At 61.2% G+C, this 21,741-nt stretch carries 19 protein-coding genes; 7 read left to right on the top strand and 12 right to left on the bottom strand.

Annotated elements, in window-relative coordinates; translation table 11 throughout:
* The first annotated feature begins 61 nt into the window (after window positions 1-61).
* Both mprF and BFP96_RS17140 read left to right on the top strand, forming a co-directional pair.
* Window positions 62-2,704, top strand: coding sequence for a bifunctional lysylphosphatidylglycerol flippase/synthetase MprF (gene mprF, locus BFP96_RS17145; RefSeq protein ID WP_065887534.1), 2,643 nt, complete (start codon window positions 62-64; stop codon window positions 2,702-2,704).
* Window positions 2,704-3,984: a virulence factor family protein gene (locus BFP96_RS17140; RefSeq protein WP_065936638.1), complete on the top strand. Its 1,281-nt coding sequence runs from the start codon at window positions 2,704-2,706 to the stop codon at window positions 3,982-3,984. Before mprF ends, BFP96_RS17140 begins: the two co-directional genes overlap by 1 nt.
* Before the next feature lie 152 nt (window positions 3,985-4,136).
* On the opposite strand, the gene recJ is transcribed toward BFP96_RS17140, so the two are convergent.
* On the bottom strand, window positions 4,137-5,846 hold the full coding sequence (recJ, locus tag BFP96_RS17135; protein ID WP_065895129.1) for a single-stranded-DNA-specific exonuclease RecJ: 1,710 nt from the start codon (window positions 5,844-5,846) through the stop codon (window positions 4,137-4,139).
* Window positions 5,847-6,023: 177 nt separating this feature from the next.
* Window positions 6,024-6,566 carry a YaeQ family protein gene (locus BFP96_RS17130; protein WP_057723910.1) on the bottom strand — a complete coding sequence of 181 codons (543 nt, stop codon included), beginning with the start codon at window positions 6,564-6,566 and terminating at the stop codon, window positions 6,024-6,026.
* Between the two features lie 136 nt (window positions 6,567-6,702).
* Here BFP96_RS17130 and BFP96_RS17125 point away from each other — a divergent pair, with 136 nt between their 5' ends.
* Window positions 6,703-7,902: a CaiB/BaiF CoA transferase family protein gene (locus tag BFP96_RS17125; RefSeq protein ID WP_065895130.1), complete on the top strand. Its 1,200-nt coding sequence runs from the start codon at window positions 6,703-6,705 to the stop codon at window positions 7,900-7,902.
* Between the two features lie 184 nt (window positions 7,903-8,086).
* On the opposite strand, the gene BFP96_RS17120 is transcribed toward BFP96_RS17125, so the two are convergent.
* Complete coding sequence (locus BFP96_RS17120) at window positions 8,087-8,371, bottom strand: DUF3509 domain-containing protein (protein ID WP_065896367.1); 285 nt, start codon at window positions 8,369-8,371, stop codon at window positions 8,087-8,089.
* A gap of 312 nt (window positions 8,372-8,683) precedes the next feature.
* On the opposite strand from BFP96_RS17120, the gene BFP96_RS17115 reads away from it, so the two are divergent.
* Window positions 8,684-8,905, top strand: coding sequence for a hypothetical protein (locus tag BFP96_RS17115; RefSeq protein ID WP_065895132.1), 222 nt, complete (start codon window positions 8,684-8,686; stop codon window positions 8,903-8,905).
* A gap of 85 nt (window positions 8,906-8,990) precedes the next feature.
* On the opposite strand, the gene thrC is transcribed toward BFP96_RS17115, so the two are convergent.
* The 4 genes from thrC to xerD all read right to left on the bottom strand — a co-directional run bounded on the left by thrC (window position 8,991) and on the right by xerD (window position 13,706).
* Window positions 8,991-10,400, bottom strand: coding sequence for a threonine synthase (gene thrC, locus BFP96_RS17110; RefSeq protein ID WP_065895133.1), 1,410 nt, complete (start codon window positions 10,398-10,400; stop codon window positions 8,991-8,993).
* 103 nt (window positions 10,401-10,503) lie between these two features.
* Window positions 10,504-11,808, bottom strand: coding sequence for a homoserine dehydrogenase (locus BFP96_RS17105; RefSeq protein ID WP_065887526.1), 1,305 nt, complete (start codon window positions 11,806-11,808; stop codon window positions 10,504-10,506).
* 128 nt (window positions 11,809-11,936) lie between these two features.
* Window positions 11,937-12,668: a thioredoxin fold domain-containing protein gene (locus tag BFP96_RS17100; protein WP_057723916.1), complete on the bottom strand. Its 732-nt coding sequence runs from the start codon at window positions 12,666-12,668 to the stop codon at window positions 11,937-11,939.
* Between the two features lie 141 nt (window positions 12,669-12,809).
* Window positions 12,810-13,706 (bottom strand): site-specific tyrosine recombinase XerD, encoded by an 897-nt coding sequence (gene xerD / locus BFP96_RS17095; protein ID WP_065895134.1) that lies wholly within the window; start codon window positions 13,704-13,706, stop codon window positions 12,810-12,812.
* Window positions 13,707-13,814: 108 nt separating this feature from the next.
* On the opposite strand from xerD, the gene BFP96_RS17090 reads away from it, so the two are divergent.
* Entirely contained in the window at window positions 13,815-15,614 is a 1,800-nt protein-coding gene (locus tag BFP96_RS17090) for a cation:proton antiporter (protein ID WP_065887524.1), read from the top strand.
* A 73-nt stretch (window positions 15,615-15,687) separates the two neighbouring features.
* Here BFP96_RS17090 and rplS read toward each other — a convergent pair whose 3' ends face one another.
* The 5 genes from rplS to ffh all read right to left on the bottom strand — a co-directional run bounded on the left by rplS (window position 15,688) and on the right by ffh (window position 19,260).
* Window positions 15,688-16,038: a 50S ribosomal protein L19 gene (gene rplS / locus BFP96_RS17085; RefSeq protein WP_003175895.1), complete on the bottom strand. Its 351-nt coding sequence runs from the start codon at window positions 16,036-16,038 to the stop codon at window positions 15,688-15,690.
* Window positions 16,039-16,083: 45 nt separating this feature from the next.
* Window positions 16,084-16,857: a tRNA (guanosine(37)-N1)-methyltransferase TrmD gene (trmD, locus tag BFP96_RS17080; protein ID WP_170876018.1), complete on the bottom strand. Its 774-nt coding sequence runs from the start codon at window positions 16,855-16,857 to the stop codon at window positions 16,084-16,086.
* On the bottom strand, window positions 16,839-17,375 hold the full coding sequence (gene rimM, locus BFP96_RS17075; RefSeq protein WP_057723919.1) for a ribosome maturation factor RimM: 537 nt from the start codon (window positions 17,373-17,375) through the stop codon (window positions 16,839-16,841). The genes trmD and rimM overlap by 19 nt, the downstream gene beginning before the upstream one ends.
* A gap of 5 nt (window positions 17,376-17,380) precedes the next feature.
* A complete protein-coding gene (rpsP, locus tag BFP96_RS17070; RefSeq protein ID WP_003238923.1) occupies window positions 17,381-17,632 on the bottom strand; it encodes a 30S ribosomal protein S16 in 252 nt (83 codons plus the stop codon).
* 251 nt (window positions 17,633-17,883) lie between these two features.
* Window positions 17,884-19,260 (bottom strand): signal recognition particle protein, encoded by a 1,377-nt coding sequence (ffh, locus tag BFP96_RS17065; RefSeq protein WP_065887523.1) that lies wholly within the window; start codon window positions 19,258-19,260, stop codon window positions 17,884-17,886.
* 234 nt (window positions 19,261-19,494) lie between these two features.
* Between ffh and BFP96_RS17060 the strand changes: the two genes are divergently transcribed.
* Both BFP96_RS17060 and BFP96_RS17055 read left to right on the top strand, forming a co-directional pair.
* Window positions 19,495-20,307 (top strand): cytochrome C assembly family protein, encoded by an 813-nt coding sequence (locus tag BFP96_RS17060; protein WP_065895135.1) that lies wholly within the window; start codon window positions 19,495-19,497, stop codon window positions 20,305-20,307.
* A 12-nt stretch (window positions 20,308-20,319) separates the two neighbouring features.
* On the top strand, window positions 20,320-21,558 hold the full coding sequence (locus BFP96_RS17055) for a transporter associated domain-containing protein (protein WP_065936637.1): 1,239 nt from the start codon (window positions 20,320-20,322) through the stop codon (window positions 21,556-21,558).
* Window positions 21,559-21,741 lie beyond the last annotated feature (183 nt).

The following is a 21,741-nucleotide window of genomic DNA, read 5'->3' as shown; positions in this document are numbered from 1 at the left end:
TAGGGATTGGTAACTTGGCTGGATACCCCCATCCTGTCGCGCACAATCCACGAGGTGATTGATGCGCGCCAACTCGTCTGAACCACAAGACACCGTCACAGCGGAACAACCGATCCCTCCCACCCGTTTGCGTTGGTTGGATCTGTTGAGCAAATACCGTCAGCCCATCGGCCTGGCCGTGACCTTGCTGCTGTTTGCCATTGCCCTGATCGCCTGCCGACATCTGTTGTTGGAGCTCGATCTCTACGCCCTCCACGACTCGATCCTGGAAGTGCCCAAGCCTGCCTTGCTCGGCGCATTTGCGGCGGCGGTGGCCGGCTTCATCATTCTGTTGGGCTATGAGTTCTCCGGCGCACGTTATGCCGGCGTGAAACTGCCCGCCAAGACCCTGGCACTCGGTGGCTTCACCGCCTTTGCCATCGGCAACGCCATTGGCTTGTCGATGCTCTCGGGCGGCTCGGTGCGCTACCGTCTGTATGCACGCCACGGCATTGGTGCTTCGGAAGTCGCGCACATGACCGTGTTCGCCAGCCTGGCGCTGGGCTGCGCGCTCCCGCCCCTGGCCGCTTTGGCCACACTGAGCAACCTGCCGGCGGCCTCGACCTACCTGCATTTGTCGCAAAGCCTGCTCGGCGGTGTTGCCGGTGCCGTGCTGCTGTTGTCGGCCATGTTGTGTATCGGCATTTATCGCCGCCGCCTGCCGGAACAACCCTACCCGGATAACCTGTTGGTCAAGGCCGGGCGCCGCACCCTGCGCCTGCCGGGCCGTCGCTTGACGTTCCTGCAGTTGATCATCACCGCACTGGATGTCGCCGCCGCCGCCACCGTCCTGTATATGTTGCTGCCGGAAGCGCCGCCCTTCGGCCCGTTCCTGCTGGTGTACCTGCTGGCCCTGGCCGCCGGCGTGCTCAGCCATGTACCGGGTGGCGTGGGGGTGTTCGAAGCGATCCTGCTGGCGGCTTTCGCCGACAAACTCGGCGCTGCGCCACTGGCCGCCGCCCTGCTGCTGTACCGGATGATCTATGTGGTGTTGCCGCTGTTGATCGCCTGTATCTTCCTGCTGGTCAACGAGGCCCAGCGCCTGTTCCAGACCCAGCAAAGCCTGCGCGTCGCCTCCGGCCTTGCGGCACCGGTGCTGGCCGTACTGGTTTTTTTGTCCGGCGTGGTCCTGCTGTTTTCCGGCGCCACGCCGGAGATCGATTCACGCCTGGAAAACATCGGCTTCCTGATTCCCCACCGCCTGATTGACGCGTCGCACTTCGGCGCCAGCCTGATCGGCGTGCTGTGCCTGTTGCTGGCCCAAGGCTTGCGTCGACGTTTGTCGGCGGCCTGGATGCTGACCATGGTGCTGCTGCTGGTAGGCGCCCTGCTCTCGCTGCTCAAGGGCTTCGACTGGGAAGAAGCCAGTCTGATGACCATGACCGCCGTGCTGCTGGCGATCTTCCGACGCTCGTTCTACCGCGCCAGTCGCTTGACCGAACTGCCCTTCTCGCCGCTGTACCTGGTGGCCAGCGTATGCGTGCTGGGCGCGTCGATCTGGCTGCTGCTGTTCGCCTACCAGGACGTGCCCTACAGTCACCAACTGTGGTGGCAGTTCACCCTCGACGCCAACGCCCCGCGCGGCCTGCGTTCGTTGCTGGGCGCCGCCGTCCTGCTGGTGATCGTGTCGCTGACCTGGCTGCTGCGTACCGCGCGCCCGGTCATCCATCTGCCGACCCCGGACGAACTCGAACGCGCCTCCAAAATCCTGATGGCCTCGTCCCAACCCGACGGCGGCCTGGCACTGACCGGCGACAAGGCCTTGCTGTTCCACCCCAATGACGAAGCCTTCCTGATGTATGCCCGGCGCGGGCGCAGCCTGGTGGCCTTGTATGATCCGATCGGCCCGACCCAGCCGCGCGCCGAGATGATCTGGCAGTTCCGCGACCTGTGCGACATTCACCACGCACGGCCGGTGTTCTATCAAGTGCGCGCGGAGAACCTGCCGTACTACATGGATATCGGACTCACCGCGATCAAGCTGGGCGAAGAAGCCCGCGTCGACCTGAAACGCTTTGACCTGGAAGCCAAGGGCAAAGAGATGAAGGATTTGCGCTACACCTGGAACCGTGGCACCCGTGACGGTCTGTCCCTGGAGATCTGCGAGCCGGGCACCGCGCCGATGGATGAATTAAAAGTTATCTCGGACGCCTGGCTTACCGGTAAGAATGTGCGCGAAAAGGGCTTCTCCCTGGGCCGCTTCAGCGACGACTACCTCAAGCACTTCCGTATCGCGATCATTCGCTTCGAAGGGCGCCCGGTGGCCTTCGCCAACCTGCTCGAGACGTACAACCATGACCTGGCCAGTCTCGACCTGATGCGCGCCCACCCGGACGCACCGAAGCTGACCATGGAATTCATGATGGTCGGCCTGATTCAACATTATAAGAACCACGGCTACGCACGCTTCAGCCTCGGCATGGTGCCGTTGTCGGGCCTGCAACCCCGGCGTGGCGCACCACTGACCCAACGCTTGGGTTCGATGGTGTTCCGCCGTGGCGAGCAACTGTATAACTTCCAAGGTTTGCGCCGCTTCAAAGACAAGTTCCAGCCTGACTGGGAACCCCGTTACATGGCCGTGCCCGCAGGACTTGATCCGCTGGTGGCACTGGCCGATACCGCCGCCCTGATCGCGGGCGGCTTGACTGGATTGGTGAAACGCTGATGATTCGACGCTCCTGGCGGTATGTATTGGCTGTTGTAGTGCTGCTCGCGCTGGTCCTGGGCGGCGGCTACTGGTACTGGAACCGCCCCGCCCCACAGCCGACCCTGGAGCAGATGCCCCAGGCCGATGGCTCGGTGATGACCCGCGTAAGCCCTGCCGGCACGGTAAAGGCCCGCGTGGCAGTGGCCGTGATGGCCGACGAAACCCTGACCGACAGCCAACTGATCGCCCTCAGCCAGGGTGGCTCGGCGCAGCTCGTCCAGGTGATCCTGCCCAAGGATGACTGCAAGCTGCAGGAGCAAGCGCTGCAAAGCGCCCTGGCCCAGCTTAAAGGCCCGGCGACCCTGGTCAGCGGCATCGGCCCTGGCGCGGCGCTCGCCTGGCGCTGGCTGGCCACACAGAGCGACGACAAGGCCAACGCCATTTCCGTCGGCTTCGCCCTGAAACAGGAAGGCTGCAACGACCCGCTGCCGAAAACCGCCGCCCATGGCAACTGGCTGGTGGCCTGGAATGACAACCCCGACGATGAAAGCGCCAGCTTCGTACGTGACACACCGCGCGCCACCACCAGCATCAGCGACTACGACATTCATTACCCGCAAGTGCTGAACAACGAGCTGCGCAAGCAGCTGGTAGGTTCGGACAACGGCGGCCTGGCGATTCCAGTGGTGGAAGTGCCGGCCGGTCAGGCCAAGGACACCGTGACCCTGTTCCTCTCCGGTGACGGCGGCTGGCGTGACCTGGACCGTGACGTGGCCGGCGAAATGGCGAAGATCGGCTACCCGGTGGTCGGCATCGACACCCTGCGCTACTACTGGCAGCACAAAACCCCGGAACAAAGCGCCAAGGACCTGACCGAACTGATGCAGCACTACCGGCAGAAATGGGGCACCAAGCGCTTCGTGCTGACCGGTTACTCGTTCGGCGCCGACGTCCTGCCGGCCATCTACAACCGTATGCCGCCAAACGAACAGCAACGCGTCGACGCGATCATCCTGCTGGCCTTCGCCCGCACCGGCAGCTTTGAGATTGAAGTGGAAGGCTGGCTGGGCAACGCCGGCAAGGAAGCCGCGACCGGCCCGGAAATGGCCAAGCTGCCCCCCGAGAAAGTGGTGTGCATCTATGGTGCAGAAGAAGTCGACGAGAGTGGCTGCACGGACAAGACTGCCGTGGGCGAAGCCATGAAGCTGCCCGGTGGGCATCACTTCGATGAGAACTACCCGGCGCTGGCCAAGCGGTTGGTGGATATCATTGTGAAACACCAGGCCAAGGCCGAGTAATCCCAGGCTGCACACAAAACTAAATGTGGGAGGGGCGGTGCGACGATTCGACTTGCCCCCGATAGCGGTGGATCAGTCACTACATCATTGACTGACAGTCTGCCATCGGGGGCAAGCCCCCTCCCACAGTTGTATTGCATTGTCAGCTGGATCTAGCGCGGTTCGATATGCGCAATCATCAACTGCACTGTCTCATTCCCACGAAACTCGTTCACATCCAGCTTGTAGGCCAACTCCACCCAGCGCACGGTCGGGTTCGGCCAGACTTCACGGTCTACCCCAAACGCAATGCCATCAAGCTTCACCGACCCGCACTCGCTCTTGAGCACCACTTTCAAGTGCCGCTCGCCGACCACCCGCTGTTCCACCAGCTGAAACACACCGTGAAACAACGGCTCGGGAAAGTGTTGCCCCCACGGGCCGGCATGGCGCAGCGCGCGCGCCAGTTCCAAATGAAACTCTTCCACCGCCAGGGTGCCATCGGAGAGCAGGCGTCCGGTGAGGTCTTCTTCGCGCAGTTGCCGACGCACTTCGGCATCGAAAGCCTCGGCGAACAAGGGGAAATTCGCTTCGGGCAGGGTCAGGCCCGCCGCCATCGCGTGACCGCCGTATTTGGCGATCAGGTTGGGGTGCTGGCTGGCAACCACCGCCAGCGCGTCACGGATATGAAAGCCTTGTACCGACCGCCCGGAGCCTTTGAGCATGCCATCACCGGCATCGGCAAACGCGATGGTGGGACGGAAATAACGCTCTTTCATGCGCGACGCCAGAATCCCGATCACCCCCTGGTGCCACTCCGGGTCGAACAGGCACAAGCCGTACGGCATTGACTCCACCGGCAAATCCTTGAGTTGGGCCAGGGCTTCGCGCTGCATGCCCTGCTCGATGGATTTGCGGTCCTGGTTCATGCCATCCAACTGCGCGGCCATTTCCCGTGCCGCAGCCACATCGGTGGTCAGCAGGCATTCGATGCCCAGGCTCATATCATCCAGGCGCCCGGCCGCATTGAGCCGTGGGCCGAGAATGAAACCCAGGTCGGTGGAGGTGATGCGGGCATGGTCGCGCTTGGCCACTTCGAGGATCGCCTTGATCCCCGGCCGTGCGCGACCGGCGCGGATACGCTCCAACCCTTGATGCACCAGGATGCGGTTGTTGGCGTCCAGCGGCACCACGTCGGCGACGCTGCCCAGGGCGACCAGGTCGAGCAGTTCACCAATGTTCGGCTGCGGGCTGTTGTCATACCAGCCGAGGCTGCGCAAACGAGCGCGCAGGGCCATCAGTACGTAGAAGATCACGCCCACACCGGCCAGTGCCTTGCTGGGGAACGTACAGCCTGGCTGGTTCGGATTGACGATCGCGTCCGCCGCAGGCAGTTCGTCGCCCGGCAAGTGGTGATCGGTCACCAGCACCTTCAGCCCCGCCGCCTTCGCCGCCGCCACGCCTTCGACACTGGAGATACCGTTGTCCACCGTGATCAGCAACTGCGGCTCGCGCTGCAGCGCCACCGCAACGATCTCCGGCGTCAGGCCGTAGCCGTATTCGAAACGGTTGGGCACCAGGTAATCGACATGGGCCGCACCGAGCAAACGCAGGCCCAGTGTACCTACGGTGCTGGCGGTGGCGCCGTCGGCGTCGAAGTCACCGACGATCAGGATGCGCTGGCGTTGTTCCAGCGCCGTCACCAGCAGATCGACGGCGGCATCGATGCCCTTGAGCTGCTGATAGGGAATCAACCGCGCCAGGCTCTTGTCCAGCTCGGCTTCCGATTGCACCCCGCGCGCGGCGTAGAGACGGGTCAGCAGCGGTGGCAATTCACCGAGGAATGGCAGGACGGCGGGCAAGGGACGGGGATCGATACGCATACGGGGGTGATGACTTCTCTACTGATTCAACGGATAAACAACAATTCAAAATTCAACAAAGATCAAATGTGGGAGGGGCGGTGCGACGATTCGGCTTGCCCCCGATAGCGATCTATCAGCCAGCTTATCTGTAGCTGATCCACCGCTATCGGGGGCAAGCCCCCTCCCACATTTTCTTCAATCACGCCCGCCCACCAGCCACTGCAACTGCACTTCATGCTGGCCACGGTCATCGGTGACGAAGATCGTACCTTCGCTGATCATCACATCCCACTTGATCACGCGCGGCATGTCCTTGGCCAGCACCTCCAGAATCTCCTGCGGCACGGCAGCGATGTGCACGTTCTTGAGGTTATTCGCCACCGGCACCACCTTGCCTTCCCACACCCGCAGGCTGCCGTATGCCAGCAGGCTGGTGCGTTCGGTGCGACGCGAGCACCAGGTCAGGCGGTCTGCATCCGGCTGGCCGACTTCGATCCAGTGCAACACCCGATCATCCAGGCTCTTTTCCCACAGGGCCGGCTCGTCGACATCCGACAAGCCACGGCCGAACGCCAACTGCTCGTTGTACCAGAGGGCGTAGGCCAGCAGGCGCACAGTCATGCGTTCTTCGGTTTCCGAAGGGTGGCGGGCGATGGTCTGTTTGACGCTCTCGTACACCGAACGGTCAAGGTCGGTGAGGTTGAGTTCGAATTTGTAGGTCGTGGACGGCTGGGCCATGAACGGGCTCTGGAGACAGGGAAAGACGGCCAGTCTAACCGATGGCGAGGCCAATCAACGAATACTGCGCTGCATCCAGGCTGCCCGCCTATGTTAAAAAGCAGTACGTCACCGTCCCGCGCGCTCAAGGATCCCCATGTCGCTTAATGCCAAACCGCTTGCCGGCCTGAAAGTCATCGAACTCGGCACCCTGATTGCCGGCCCGTTTGCCTCACGTATCTGCGCCGAGTTCGGCGCCGAAGTGATCAAGGTCGAATCCCCGGACGGCGGCGACCCGCTGCGCAAATGGCGCAAATTGTATGAAGGCACCTCGCTGTGGTGGTTCGTGCAGGCGCGTAACAAGCAGTCGCTGACCCTCAACCTCAAGCACCCGGATGGCCTGGCGATCCTCAAGCAATTGCTGGCCGACGCCGACATCCTGATCGAAAACTTCCGCCCCGGCGTGCTGGAAAAACTCGGCCTGGGCTGGGAAACCCTGCACGCACTGAACCCAAGGCTGGTGATGGTGCGCCTTTCCGGCTTCGGCCAGACCGGGCCAATGAAAGACCAGCCGGGGTTTGGCGCGGTGGGCGAGTCCATGGGCGGCCTGCGCTACATCACCGGCTTCGAAGACCGCCCGCCCGTGCGCACCGGGATTTCCATCGGTGACTCGATTGCCGCGCTGTGGGCGGTGATCGGCGCGCTGATGGCCCTGCGTCATCGTGAAGTCAACGGCGGTCTGGGCCAGGTGGTCGACGTGGCGCTGTACGAAGCCATCTTCGCCATGATGGAAAGCATGATTCCCGAGTTCGATGTGTTCGGCTTCATTCGCGAACGCACCGGCAATATCATGCCCGGTATTACGCCCTCCTCGATCCACACCAGCGCCGACGGCAAACATGTGCAGATTGGCGCCAACGGCGATGCGATCTTCAAGCGCTTCATGGCCGCCATTGGCCGTGACGACCTGGCGAACGACCCGGCGCTTGCCAGCAATGACGGGCGTGACAGCCGCCGAGATGAGCTGTACGGGGTGATCGATCGCTGGGTCAACGCCCTGCCGCTGGAGCAGGTCATGGCGCAGTTGAACCAGGCCCAAGTGCCCGCCAGCCGCATCTACAGTGCCGAGGACATGCTGGGCGACCCGCAATTCCTCGCCCGGGAAATGTTCCTCAGCGCGCAACTGCCGGGTGGCAAGGATTTCAAGATGCCCGGCATCGTGCCCAAGCTGTCGGATACGCCAGGCAGCTGTGAATGGGTGGGTCCGCAATTGGGCGAGCACAACGGTGTGCTGCTCAACGCCCTGGGCTATGACGCGGCGGCCATCGCCCGCTTGCGTGCGGATGGCGCGATCTGAGCGCGCCGCAGTGCCAAATTCCAGGCAAAAAGAAACCCCGAGGAGTGGGGAGACAACTCGGGGTTAAACGTGATCTACAAAGACCAGTACAACAAGCCACAAACACCGGAGCACAATGTTTGCTCTTGCTGTTACAAACTCTGACCGGCCGTGTTGTAGGAAGTTTCGAAGGATAAATAATTCTTCATGCGCAGACCGGGGTTCGCGTCATGGCGGCGTTTCGCAAGGCTGCGATGACCGAGGGCTCGAGTCGACCTTCAGCGATTTTCAAATCGCGCAGCAGGCAATCCACCACATCCACCAGCGCGCGTTTGTCGGTCAACTGAGCGCGGTTGACTTCGCGCTCGACCATGATGGCGCCACCGGGGTTCTTCACGGTCACCAGGCATTCGCCCTGCACACCAGAGGTGGTCAGCGTAACCAGATAAGGGCTCAGTGCTTCTTCGAGCAACAGGCTGATACTTTCCATCTCGATCACCACTCAATAGTTCGGGAACAATCGTTTCAACGGGTGCTGCATCTCTCCTAAGTGACTGGTCGTAACGTAGGAAAGTTCGCTTTTTCGTCTTTCAAGGGTTGTGCGGGGATGACGTATCCAGCATGCGCTTGCAACATGACAGGTAAAAAACGGCGGCACATAACTGCTTACGCAATGGGTTGCGGTTTTGGGCTACGCCGAGCGCGCAGGCCAGGCGTGAATCCTATACTCGGTGAGCGCTGATCACCCTGCCGTGCAGGCAGAGTGCATGTCATAAGGCCCTTATTGCGAAGGATGAAAATGATGTTGGAACAAAATGAACAGCAAGCATCGATGGAGAGGATGCATGCCGATGTAAGGCGCATCTATGCCGAAATATCACGCATGCAGGCTGAGCAAGATAAGCTCAAATCGGAATCACTGAAGATAAATTGCGAAACTTTCTGGTACCCCATGGGCGTAGCGATGGCCGTGGTCGCAACGATCGCCTCAATCACTGGAGTGGCTATTAAACTGCTCCTGTAAACAGCACGTTGCCGGGCCTGCCAGAAACAAAAAACGCCGCTGACCCAGGGAAGGGAAAGCGGCGTTGTTGTCTACGCGGTGCGCCTTACAGCGGCTTGCCCCGATTGCCATGCTGGCTGACAAACGCCTGCACAGTCTTCAGGTCGTTAGCCAGCACCGTGCAACGCTCTTCGCGCTCGAACAGATCAGCCAGGTGCTCCGGCAACTCCAGGGCCTTGCCAACACCGGCCTTTTCCACCGCCTCGGGGAATTTGACCGGGTGTGCGGTGCCAAGGATCACCATGGGGATATCCAGGCTGCGACGGCACTCGCGGGCGGCCTTCACACCGATGGCCGTGTGCGGGTCAAGCAACTCGCCGGTCTGGGCGTAGACCTCGGCGATGGTTTCGCAGGTCTGCGCATCGTCCACGGCCAGGGAGTCGAACAGCTTGCGGGTTTCGGTCCAGCGCTCCTGCTCGACGCTGAAGCCGCCACCTTGCTTGAAACTGCTCATCAGTTCGGCCAACGCCGCGCCATTGCGGCCATGCATGTCGAACAGCAGGCGTTCGAAGTTCGACGAGACCATGATGTCCATCGACGGCGACAGCGTGGCGTGCAGGGTTTCCTTGACGTACTGATTGCCGCTCATGAAGCGGTGCAGGATGTCGTTGCGATTGGTCGCGACGATCAACTGATTAATCGGCAGGCCCATGTTGCGCGCCAGGTAGCCGGCGAAGATGTCGCCGAAGTTGCCGGTCGGCACCGAGAACGACACTGAACGCGCCGGGCCGCCCAACTGCAGGGAGGCGTGGAAGTAGTAGACGATCTGGGCCATGATCCGCGCCCAGTTGATCGAGTTCACCGCCACCAGGCGCGTGCCCTTGAGGAAACTCTGGTCGGCGAAGCTGTTCTTGACCATTTCCTGGCAGTCATCGAAGTTGCCTTCGATGGCGATGTTGTGGATGTTCTCACCGAAAATGGTGGTCATCTGGCGACGCTGCACCTCCGACACGCGCTTGTGCGGGTGCAGGATGAAGATGTCGACGTTTTCGCAGTGCTTGCAGCCTTCAATGGCCGCCGAACCGGTATCGCCGGAGGTAGCGCCGATGATCACTACGCGCTCGCCGCGTTTTTCCAGCACGTAGTCGAGCAGGCGACCCAGCAATTGCAGGGCAAAGTCCTTGAACGCCAGGGTCGGGCCATGGAACAGCTCAAGCACCCACTCGTTGCCGTTCAACTGGCGCAGGGGTGCAATGGCGCTGTGGGAAAACACGCCGTACGTCTCTTCCAGGATCTTCTTGAAATCCGCGTCCGGAATGCTGCCGGTGACGAACGGGCGCATCACCCGGAACGCCAGCTCGTGGTAAGGCAGGCCGGCCCAGGAAGCGATTTCTTCCTGGGTGAAGCGTGGCAGGTTTTCCGGCACGTACAGGCCGCCGTCAGTGGCAAGGCCCGCCAGCAGAACGTCTTCGAAATTCAGGGCCGGTGCCTGGCCGCGGGTGCTGATATAGCGCATAGGGGCAAACCTTCGGTTTGGGCTTCAAGCTTCAAGTTACAAGCGGCAAGTTAGAGCGAATCGGCTTTTACTTGCAGCTTGCAGCTAACCGCTTGCAGCTGAATTAATTCAAATGTTCGACGCGGATACGGACCACCGGCCCTACTACGCCCTGGAGCGCTTCAAGAGCCCGAATGGCATCGTTGATATGCTGCTCGAGCACGCGATGGGTCAGCAGGATCATCGGCACCTGGCCGTTCTGCTCCTCGACTTCCTTCTGCATGATCGACTCGATGTTGATCCCGCGCTCCGACAGGATGCTCGCCACCTGGGCCAGCACGCCAGGATGATCCTGGGCCTGGATGCGCAGGTAGTAGGCACTTTCGCAGGCTTCGATCGGCAGGATCGGGTGGGCCGACAGCGAATCCGGCTGGAAGGCCAGGTGCGGCACGCGGTTTTCCGGGTCGCTGGTCATGGCGCGAACCACGTCCACCAGGTCGGCGATTACCGACGAAGCGGTCGGCTCCATCCCGGCACCGGCGCCGTAGAACAGGGTGGAACCGGCGGCGTCACCGTTGACCATCACCGCGTTCATCACGCCATTGACGTTGGCGATCAGGCGGTCGGCGGGGATCAGTGTCGGGTGCACACGCAATTCGATACCGGCCGGGGTGCTGCGCGCCACACCGAGGTGCTTGATGCGGTAGCCCAGGGCTTCGGCGTAGTTCACGTCGGCGGTGGTCAGTTTGGTGATGCCTTCGGTGTAGGCCTTGTCGAACTGCAGCGGGATGCCAAAGGCGATGGACGCCAGGATGGTCAGCTTGTGCGCCGCATCGATACCTTCCACGTCAAAGGTCGGGTCGGCTTCGGCATAACCCAGGGCCTGGGCTTCAGCCAGCACGTCTTCGAAGGTGCGGCCCTTTTCGCGCATTTCGGTCAGGATGAAGTTACCGGTGCCGTTGATGATGCCGGCCACCCAATTGATGCGGTTGGCGGACAGGCCTTCACGAATCGCCTTGATCACCGGGATGCCGCCGGCCACGGCGGCTTCGAACGCTACGATCACGCCCTTCTCACGGGCCTTGGCGAAGATTTCGTTACCGTGCACGGCGATCAGCGCCTTGTTGGCGGTGACCACGTGCTTGCCGTTCTCGATGGCCTTGAGCACCAGCTCGCGGGCCACGGTGTAGCCGCCTACCAGCTCGATGACAATATCGATGTCAGGGTTGGTGGCCACGGCGAACACATCGTTGGTAATCGCAATACCGGTCGTTTCGAACTGAGGCTTTGGCGAACGCGTGGCGATCTGCGCCACTTCAATCTCGCGCCCTGCACGGCGGGAAATTTCTTCGGCGTTACGCTGAAGTACGTTGAAGGTGCCGCCACCGACGGTCCCTAACCCACAGATGCCTACTTTGACCGGTTTCACTGAAAACTCCCCATGAAACGGCCGACGCGAGGTCGGCCGTGGAACACCGCCGCACAACTGCGGCTCTCAATTAATGACCCGCCGACGGTTCGGCGGATCATGCTCGTCAAAGGCTCGACGATTAATGCTTACTTGGCACCCAGTGCCAGTTTGGCAACTTGTGGTGCCGGCTGGTAGCCCGGAATCACTTGGCCGTCGGCCAAAACGATGGCCGGTGTGCCGTTCACACCGATGGACTGGCCCAGGGCGAACTGCTTGGAAACCGGATTGGCGCATTTGGCCGCCTTGATTTCCTTGCCATCGACCATCTTGTCCATGGCCGCCTTCTTGTCGGCCGAGCACCAGACCGCCTGCAACTGCTCATCACCCGGCGAACCGAGGCCCTGGCGTGGGAACGCGACGTAGCGCACTTCCACACCGAGCTTGTTCAGCGCCGGCACTTCGGCGTGCAGCTTGTGGCAGTACGGGCAGGTGGTGTCGGTGAACACGGTGATGTGGGTCTTGGTCTCGCCGATGGCCGGGTACACCACGGTCTCAGCCACCGGAATACCGTTGATCAGCTTGGACACGCCGAGGCGCTCGGCTTTCTCGGTCAGGTTGACCGGTTTGCCGTCCTTGAGCTGGAACAGGTAGCCCTGAACGATGTACTGGCCGTCGGCACTGGCGTACAGCACGCGGCTGCCCTTGAGCTTGACTTCATACAGACCGGCCATGGGGCTGGCGCTGATGCTTTCGATGGGGGTATCGAGTTGCAGGTTGACCAGGCTCTTGCGAATGGCCTGCTCAGCCGCATCGTCGGCGACGGCAAAGGTGGAAACCAACGCAATGGCTGCGGCGGCAATAATCTGGGTCAAGCGCATGGTAACTCCTGAAGGCAGATGCAGGGACGGGTGCCGCCACGCCGATTGGAAACCGGGGTGTGGACCGTCGCCTTTGCGAACCGACAAAGCCTACCACAGTTGGGCCGCAGGGCAGCCCGCAGCCGGAAAAATCGGGATTTTTCAGCCGCGTGGATGGTGCCTGGCGTGCATCTCCTGCAAGCGCGCCCGTGCCACATGGGTGTAGATCTGGGTGGTGGATAAGTCGCTGTGGCCGAGCAACATCTGTACCACGCGCAGATCCGCGCCATGGTTGAGCAAGTGGGTGGCGAACGCATGACGCAAGGTATGCGGCGACAGGGACTTGCCGATCCCGGCCACTTTGGCCTGGTGCTTGATCCGGTGCCAGAAGGTCTGGCGGGTCATCTGCTCGCCGCGCAGGCTGGGGAACAGCACATCGCTGGGGCGGCCACCGAGCAGCTCGTGACGCGCATCGCGCAGGTAACGCTCGACCCACACAATCGCCTCCTCGCCCATCGGCACCAGGCGCTCCTTGCTGCCCTTGCCCATTACCCGCAACACGCCCTGGCGCAGGTTGACCTGCTCCAGGGTCAGGCTGATCAGCTCGGTAACCCGCAGCCCGCAGGCGTAGAGCACTTCCAGCATGGCGCGGTCGCGCTGGCCGATGGCCTCACTGAGATCCGGCGCGGCCAACAGAGCCTCCACGTCAGCTTCCGACAAGGATTTAGGAAGAGGCCTACCTAATTGCGGCATATCCACTTGTAGAGTTGGATCGACTGCGATGAGCTTTTCACGCAACAGGTAGCGATAAAAGCCACGTACACCGGAGAGAAATCTCGCGGTGGATCGCGGCTTGTAATGTTGCTCGAGGCGCCAGGCCAAGTGATCGAGGATCAGCTCGCGCCCGGCATTGATCAGCTCCAGGTTTTTCTCCTGCAGCCACCCGTTGAACAGGGCCAGGTCGCTGCGGTAAGCCTGGCGCGTGTTGTCGGAGAGGCCTTTTTCCAACCAAAGGGCGTCAAGGAAGCGGTCGATCAGGGGGTGGTCAATGGCGGGCATGGTTACTCAAGCGACGCGGCACGGGGCTCGGCGCCCTTTTATTTAGTGAACTGTGGCAAGGGCCACTAGTCTTTCATAGCCCGCTACTTCTAGGAACAGGAAGCTTTAATGAACGAACAACAGATCTTGTTGGCTTTCGGCGGTATCGGTGTGGCCGCGCTCGGCTGCCAATGGCTGGCCTGGCGCCTGAAATTGCCGGCGATTCTGTTTCTGTTATTGAGCGGAATCCTGGCAGGGCCGGTACTTGGCTGGCTCGACCCGCAGGAAATGTTCGGCCCGTTGCTGATGCCACTGGTGTCGCTGGCCGTCGCATTGATCCTGTTTGAGGGCAGCCTGACGCTGCATCTGTCGGAATGGAAGGAAATCGGCAGCGTGGTTCACCGACTGGTGACCCTTGGCGCACTGACGACCTGGGCGGTGATTACCCTGGCAACCCACTGGCTGTTGGGTTTCGACTGGATGCTGGCGCTGCTGTTCGGCACCCTGACGCTGGTCACAGGCCCGACGGTCATCGTGCCGATGTTGCGCGTGGTACGCCCCAAGGCGTCCATCGCCAACATCCTGCGCTGGGAAGGGATCGTCATCGACCCCATCGGTGCGCTGCTGGCCGTGGTGGTCTACAGCTTTATCATCGCCAGCGCCTCGGGCGATGGCTTGAGTCACAGCCTGCTGACCTTTGGCGGCGTCATCCTGTGCGGCAGCCTGTTCGGGATTGCCGGCGGCTGGGTGCTGGGCCTGGTGATGCGCCGCCAGTGGTTGCCGGAATACCTGCACAACCTGGCCACCCTGGCGGCGGTACTGGGGGTGTTCATCGCCTCCAATCAGGTCATGCATGAGTCCGGCCTGCTGGCGGTGACACTGATGGGCATGTGGATGGCGAACATGAAGGGCGTGGACGTGCGGCACATCCTGCACTTCAAGGAGAACCTCAGCGTCCTGTTGATTTCCGGCTTGTTTATCCTGCTGGCGGCGCGCCTGGACCTGAACGCATTGATCGCCCTGGGGCCGTTTGTGCTGATTCTGCTGCTGATCATTCAGTTCATTGCGCGCCCGCTGAACGTTGCTGTGTCGACCGTCGGCTCGAAACTGAGCTGGCGCGAACGCGCACTGCTGGCCTGGATCGCCCCGCGCGGGATTGTGGCCGCAGCGGTGTCGGCGATTTTTGCGATTCGCCTGGATGAGGCCGGCCACGAAGGTGCGTTGTTGCTGGTGCCGCTGACGTTTGCGGTGATTATCGGCACGGTGGTGCTGCAAAGCGCGACTGCGCGCCCTCTGGCGCGCTTGCTGAAAGTGGCCGAGCCCGCGCCAAGCGGCTTTCTGATCGTCGGCGCGAACGCCCCGGCCCGCATCCTCGGCAAAGCCCTGCAACAGTTGGGCAGCCGAGTGCTGCTGACCGATTCAAGCTGGGAAAACATTCGCGCCAGCCGCATGGAAGGGCTGCCGACCTACTTCGGCAACCCGGCATCACAGCATGCCGAGTCCCATCTGGACCTGGTCGGTCTCGGGCATTTGCTCGCGCTGTCCCCTTCCGGCGAATTGAACACCCTGGCCACCATGCGCTTTCGTCATGACTTCGGGCATCGCCTGTTCGCCTTGGCCAACAGCCAGGAAAGCCGTCGCACCGACAAGCACCGGGCCAGCGGCGAGCACCGTGGGCACTTGCTGGGCAGCCAGCCGCTGAGCTACACCAAGCTCGCCAGCCTGCTGGGGCAAGGCGCCGAGCTGTATACCACGCAGCTGACCGATGGGTTTGGCTGGAGCGATTACCAGGCACTGCATGGGGAACGGGCGACGCTGCTGTTTGCCCGCGATAACAGCGGCTGGGTGCATGTGGTCACGCCTGAGAGCGATATGAAACCGTTGGCGGGATGGACATTACTGGCAGTCATTCAGCCTGGTCAGGCCTGAGGGCGCACGGCACAAATCGCAGGCACAAAAAAGCAGCCCGTAGGCTGCTTTTTTCTGCATCGGGAAGCTGGACTTAAGCCAGTTTTTCCTTGATGCGAGCTGCTTTACCGGACAGGTCACGCAGGTAGTACAGCTTGGCTTTGCGTACGTCACCGCGACGTTTCACAGCCATGCTGTCGATTTGCGGGCTGTAGGTCTGGAAAGTACGCTCTACGCCAACACCGTTGGAGATTTTACGAACAGTGAAAGCACTGTTCACACCACGGTTACGCTTGGCGATTACCACGCCTTCGAACGCTTGCAGACGCGAACGGTCGCCTTCCTTCACTTTCACCTGAACGACAATGGTGTCGCCCGGGGCAAAGGTAGGGATCTCTTTGGTCATCTGCTCTGCTTCGAGTGCAAGGATGATTTTGTTAGTCATGCTGTGCTCCTAAGGTAAGTCAATGGACCTACCATCGATACGTTGTTAACTATCGTCCCGCGCGAGGATGTATTCCTCGAGCAGCTTCTTCTCTTCTCCAGAAAGCGAGCGGCTTTCCAGAAGATCGGCGCGTCGTTCATAGGTCCGACCAAGGGACTGCTGTAAACGCCAACGCCGGATGTGTGCGTGATTGCCACTTAGCAATACGTCGGGAACACGCTGATCCGCATACACCTCCGGACGGGTGTAGTGCGGGCAATCCAGCAAACCATCCGTGAAGGAATCTTCCTCCGCGGAGTCCGCATGCCCTAAAGCTCCAGGCAGCAGTCGTGTAACCGCATCTATCAGGACCATCGCCGGCAGCTCGCCGCCAGACAGGACATAGTCCCCAATCGACCACTCTTCATCGACATGAGCTTCAATAAAACGCTCGTCAATGCCTTCATAGCGACCGGCAATCAGGATCAGTGCCTCCTCATTCGCCAGTTCGCCTACCGCAGCCTGTTTCAGCTGACGGCCTTGAGGGGACAGGTAAATAACCTTCGCCTTCTCCCCGGCGGCTGCCTTGGCCTGGGCCAACGCGTCTTCCAGGGGCTTGATCTTCATCACCATGCCCGGGCCACCGCCAAATGGGCGATCGTCCACAGTGTGATGTCGATCCGTCGTGTAGTCTCGCGGGTTCCAACAGGTAAGCTGCAACAGCCCCTGTTTCACCGCCCGACTGGTGATGCCGTACTCGCTGATGGCGGAGAACATCTCGGGAAACAAACTGATCACTTCAATGCGCAAATTAGCCACGCTTAGAAGTCCGCGTCCCATTCCACCTTCATCTCGCCCGCTGCGAGGTCGACGGCCAACACGCACTGCCCGGTATAGGGCAACAGGCGTTCGCGATCATCCAGGCTGCCAGCGCAAGGCTTGACCACCATTACATCATTGGCGCCGGTTTCCAGAAGATGATCGATTTTCCCGAGCAGTTGCCCGAGTTGATCAATAACCTTCAGACCTTCCAGCTGGTACCAGTAGTACTCGCCGTCGGTCAATTCAGGGAACAGGTTGCGCGGCACGCAGATCTCATAACCAGCCAGAAGACGAGCTTCTTCACGATCATCAAGACCCTTGAGCTTTGCGACCAGGAACTTGTCGCTCCCGCGTCCACTGACCAGCTCGACCTGTTTCACGCTGCCTTCGCGCTTAAGCGTCCAGGTTTTGTACTGCAACAGGTTTTCAGTCGGATCAGTAAAGGAATACACCTTCACTTCGCCGCGAACGCCATGAACAGAGTAAATCTTGCCGATAACGATCAAATCATCAGCAACAGTTGGCGTCGCGTTCATATTGCTCAGGCTGCGGCCTTAGCCGAGTCTTTCAACAGCTTGGCAACGCGCTCGGATGGCTGTGCACCAACGCTCAGCCAGTAGGCTACGCGCTCTTGGTTCACGGACAGACGAACTTCCTGACCGCGAGCGATCGGGTTGAAGAAGCCAACTTGTTCCTTGTGAGAGCCGTCACGTGGGTTGCGGCTGTCAGTTACGGTCAAGTGGTAAAACGGGCGCTTTTTGGAGCCGCCAAGGGCAAGACGGATTGTTAGCATGTGAACATCGTTCCTGTAGTCGGTGCTGCAAATCTAAATGCACAGCGGGCATAGGTGCCCGAAAGGCCGCATATTCTAAGGAATATCCGGACTTTTGCAAATGTCTTTTTCCGGCGCCTACCCGCGTGCCATTCAGATCTGCTATAGAGCCGTCGGTTAAAACGGCAGGTCAGCGCCCGCCAATGGCGGGTTTGCTGGAGATCCCGCATCCCTGCGGGTCGGAGCGCAAGCTGGGCTCGCGCTCGAATTCTTTACATCTTGGGCATGCCGCCGCCGGGCAACATACCGCCCATGCCGCGCATCATCTTGGCCATGCCGCCCTTGGCGGAGAATTTCTTCATCATCTTCTGCATCTGCTTGTGCTGCTTGATCAAGCGACCGATGTCCTGCACCTGGGTGCCGGAACCCATGGCGATCCGGCGTTTGCGCGAACCGCTGATCAGCTCAGGGTCGCGGCGCTCGGCCGGGGTCATGGAGTTGATGATGGCTTCCATCTGCTTGAACTGCTTCTCTGCCGCGCCCTGGGCGTTGCCCATTTGCGCCAGGTTCACGCCGCCGATGTTCGGCAGCTTGTCCATCAGCCCGCCAAGGCCACCCATGTTCTTCATTTGTTGCAGCTGATCGCGGAAGTCTTCGAGGTCGAAGCCCTTGCCCTTCTTCAGCTTTTTGGCCAGTTTGTCGGCCTTGTCCTTGTCGAGCGTGGCTTCGGCCTGCTCGATCAGGCTGAGCACGTCGCCCATGCCGAGGATGCGCGAGGCGATACGCTCGGGGTGGAACGGCTCGAGCGCGTCGCTCTTCTCGCCCATGCCGATGAACTTGATCGGCTTGCCGGTGATGGCACGTACCGACAGCGCGGCACCGCCACGGGCGTCGCCGTCGACCTTGGTGAGGATCACGCCGGTCAGCGGCAGCGCGTCACCGAAGGCCTTGGCGGTGTTGGCCGCATCCTGGCCGGTCATGGCGTCGACCACGAACAGCGTCTCGACCGGGTTGATCGCGGCATGCAGCGCCTTGATCTCGCCCATCATCTCTTCATCGATGTGCAGGCGACCGGCGGTATCGACGATGACCACGTCGATGAACTTGAGTTTGGCTTCTTTAATGGCCGCGTTGGCAATGTCGACCGGCTTCTGGCTCAGGTCCGACGGGAAGAAGGTCACGCCCACTTCGCCCGCGAGCATTTCCAACTGCTTGATGGCCGCCGGACGGTATACGTCGGCCGACACCACCATCACGGACTTCTTCTTGCGCTCTTTGAGGAAGCGCGCCAGCTTGCCGGCGGTGGTGGTCTTGCCCGCACCCTGCAGACCGGCCATCAGCACAACGGCCGGCGGCACGGCGCTGAGGTTCAGGTCTTCATTGGCTGCGCCCATCAGGCTTTCGAGTTCGGCCTGGACGATCTTCACGAAGGCCTGGCCCGGGGTCAGGCTGCGCGACACTTCGGTGCCGACCGCGCGTTCCCTGACCGAGTTGACGAAATCCTTCACCACCGGCAAGGCCACGTCGGCTTCCAGCAACGCCATGCGCACTTCACGCAGGGTGTCTTTAATATTGTCCTCGGTCAGCTTGGCCTTGCCGGTTACATGGCGCAGCGTCTGCGAGAGACGGTCAGTCAGGTTTTCAAACATGCGCGATCCTTTCAGGCCCTATTCAACGAAATGCATTGGTAGACCGAGGTAATGGCGGCCCAGGCTGTGGTAAATCGCTATTAAACATAGCGCTCGGCAAGCCTGCGGCGTGGGCAGGTCGCGGATTATAGCGAAGACTGCGCCCGTGCACACCCGCTGTCTGGCGGGGGAGTCTTTCGTGCGGCGCGGGTGTGTGCCAAACTCAGCGCCTTTCGGGCTTGTCTATCAGGATTTATGCTCCCCTTGTCACCCAGTTTGCTACCCAGCCTCGCCGCCGCCCTCTTGTATGCCGCTGCGACCCTCTATCAGGGCTCTCGTCTGGCCCAAGGCGCCAAAGCGGACAAACGTCTGCTGACAGGCCTTGGCGTCCTCGCCCTGCTGGCTCATGCCGCCAGTCTGTTTACGCACCTGATGACCCCGGTCGGCCTGGGCCTGGATTTTTTCAGCGCCGCCAGCCTGATCGCCGCCGCCGTGATCGCACTGACGCTGCTGGCGTGCTACCGGATTCCGGTCGAGAACCTGCTCGTGCTGCTGTTCCCCCTGGGCGTGCTCACGGTGCTGCTGGCGCAATTCGCCCCCACCGGCACCGTACAGGTGATCGATGAAGAGCCGGGCATCCTCGCGCACATCCTGTTGTCGATCCTCGCCTACGGCATGTTCACCATCGCGGTGTTCCAATCGCTGCTGGTACTGCTGCAAGACCACCAGCTCAAGCACAAGCACCCCTCCGGGTTGATCAAGAACTTCCCGCCGCTGCAAACCATGGAAAGCCTGTTGTTCGGGTTCCTGTGGGCCGGCTGGACATTGTTGTCGCTGTCGCTGATCTCCGGCTGGCTGTTCGTCGAGAACCTGTTCGCCCAGCACCTGGTGCACAAGACCTTGCTCGCCTGCCTGGCCTGGATCGTGTTCAGCGTGTTGCTGTGGGGTCGCAACCGCCTCGGCTGGCGCGGGCACAAAGCCATCCGCTGGACCCTGGCCGGTTTCTGCCTGCTGATGCTGGCCTATTTCGGCAGCAAGCTGGTTCGCGAATACATCCTGCATATCTGACGAGCGGCGATCATGGACAACTTGCCCCTTGGGCCGATGCTCGCCGTAATTGCCCTGCTGCTTTTATGGGCGGCGCTGTTTACCGCCATCGAAGCCGCGCAACAACACCTGCTGGCCCTGCGCCCCGGCACACGCCAGGGTGACAAGGCGGCCGCACGCCTGAGTTTCCCGCGCCACAGCCTGATCCTGTGCAACAGCCTGAGCCGCGCAGCCGTGGTCATCCTCTGCACACTGCTGGCGATCCATGCCTGGGCGCAGAACGGGCCATGGCTCGGCGGGTTGATCGCCTGCGCATTGCTGCTGATCCTCGCCGACTACCTGCCCCGCGCCCTGGCTACCCGCTATCCGCACGCCATACTGGGTTTCGGCAATGCGCTGCTGGGCGTGCCGCTGAAAATCCTGTATCCCGTGGCCTGGCTGCTCAATGGCATCAGCCTGATGCTGCTGCGCCCGTTCGCGCGCAAGGCCGGCGTGGTGAGAAACAGCGACGAGCCTTCGTCCGACCACCACGACGAACCGCACCCTGATGCCGATGAAGAGCCTATGCTCGGCATGCCTGGCATCCATGCCCTGGACAACATCACCGTCAATGACATCCTGGTGCCGCGCAGCGAAGTGGACGGCATCAACCTGGATGACACGATCGAGGACATCATCGAGCAACTGCGCACTTCCCAACGCACGCGGTTGCCGGTGTTCCACAGCGACATCAACCAGGTCGAAGCGGTGCTCAACACACGGCAGATCCAGCACCTGCTGTCCGACGCCAGCCTGACCAAGGAAGCGCTGCTGGCCGCCTGCCACGAACCCTACTTCGTGCCGGAAAGCACGCCGTTGCAGCTGCAACTGCTGAATTTCCACAAGCAACAGCGCCGCCTGGGCATGGTGGTGGATGAGTACGGCGAAGTGCTGGGCATCGTCACCCTGGAAGACATCCTGGAAGAAATCGTCGGCGAATTCGAAAGTGATCAGACTGTGGATAACCCCCACATCGAAGCCCAGCCGGACGGCCGCTACATCATCGACGGCGCGGCTTCGATCCGCGAACTGAACAAAAGCCTGGGCTGGCACCTGCCCAGCGACGGCCCCAAGACCCTCAACGGCCTGGTCACCGAGGCGCTGGAGACCATTCCGGACTGCGCGGTATGCCTGAAGATTGGCCGCTATCGCCTGGAAATCCTCGAGACCGAGGACAACCGGGTAAGCAAGGTTTTGATCTGGCATACCAGCCATGTGCCTGTAGCCGCATAATCCCGACAAACTAAAATCCAATGTGGGAGGGGGCTTGCCCCCGATAGCCATAGGCATCCACACAACTCTGTAGCACCCAACCGTAACCCCGATGCGAAGCGAGTCGCTCTTGATCTTGATCTGCTTTTGATCTTGATCTCAGGCGCCCCGTTAAACCACGCTGGCCGAACGCAGGCTTGAATC

Origin of the sequence: Pseudomonas sp. 34 E 7 (genome assembly GCF_900005715.1) — a bacterium.
In the GTDB taxonomy this organism is placed as follows: Bacteria; Pseudomonadota; Gammaproteobacteria; order Pseudomonadales; family Pseudomonadaceae; genus Aquipseudomonas; species Aquipseudomonas orientalis_A.
The sequence above is the reverse complement of the archived record's forward strand: the minus strand, read 5'-3'. Positions and strand labels throughout refer to the sequence as shown.